Genomic DNA, 848 nt, shown 5'->3' on the forward strand with positions numbered 1-848 from the left:
CTAGGGCCTGTTAGATCTTAAAATACTTCCTATATTGTATGGATTGAAGAAGGAGACGGAACAGGCACTTTCACTGATGAGACATGGGCGATCTGGGAACCGCTGATTGAGGCGGTTCGGCCAAGGGGCAAGACACCGCCCCATGATCTGCGGCGTACGATAGCAGCGATCTTCTGGCGTCATGAGAATGGTGCGAAATGGCGAAGTATCCCCGCTGAGCTGGGTCCGTGGTGGCGGGCGGCGCAGCTTTTCATCCGCTGGGCGAAACTGGGGGTGTGGGAACGCCTGCTCGAACTGGTTCAGGAGCACCACGGAGTGGCGCTGGGCATGACTTTTCTGGATGGCACGAACATCAGGGCTCACCACAAGGCGGCGGGAGCCCAAAAAAAGGGGCCTCTTTCGAAGAGCGAGACCATCGTGAAGCACTTGGCCGCTCTCGCGGCGGCTATGGCACAAAAGTGTGCGTGATCGCGGACGGACACGGAAAAGCCATTGGTTTCGCTCTGGCACCCGGACAGGCCCATGAACTGCCACTGGCGCCAGCCATGCTCGACGATCTCCCCTCTGTTCCCCTGTGGGTCGTGGCGGACAAAGGCTACGCGTCAGACGCCTTTCGTGAACGGATATGGGACATGGGAGCCCGACCGGCCATTCCCGCGAAACGACGCGATGGGCCGGTCGCCTGTCCCAAATGGGCCTATCGATGCCGACATCTTGTGGAGAACCTCTGGGCTCGTCTCAAGGAATGGCGCGCTGTCGCAACCAGATACGAAAAAACAGCAACCTCGTTCCTCGCGGTCATCCACATCGCTGCCGCCGCAGACTGGATCAAGTGCTAACAGGCCCTA

General features: G+C 59.2%; 1 protein-coding gene. It reads left to right on the forward strand.

Translation table 11 applies throughout. From position 1 onward, the window contains the following. The first annotated feature begins 90 nt into the window (after positions 1–90). A protein-coding gene (locus GOB85_RS18845) for an IS5 family transposase (RefSeq protein ID WP_173578878.1) occupies positions 91–839 on the forward strand; the annotation gives its coding sequence in 2 pieces (ribosomal slippage) (positions 91–382 and positions 382–839; 750 coding nt in all). Positions 840–848: the final 9 nt, after the last annotated feature.

The organism is Acetobacter fallax, from assembly GCF_011516735.1.
In the GTDB taxonomy this organism is placed as follows: Bacteria; Pseudomonadota; Alphaproteobacteria; order Acetobacterales; family Acetobacteraceae; genus Acetobacter; species Acetobacter fallax.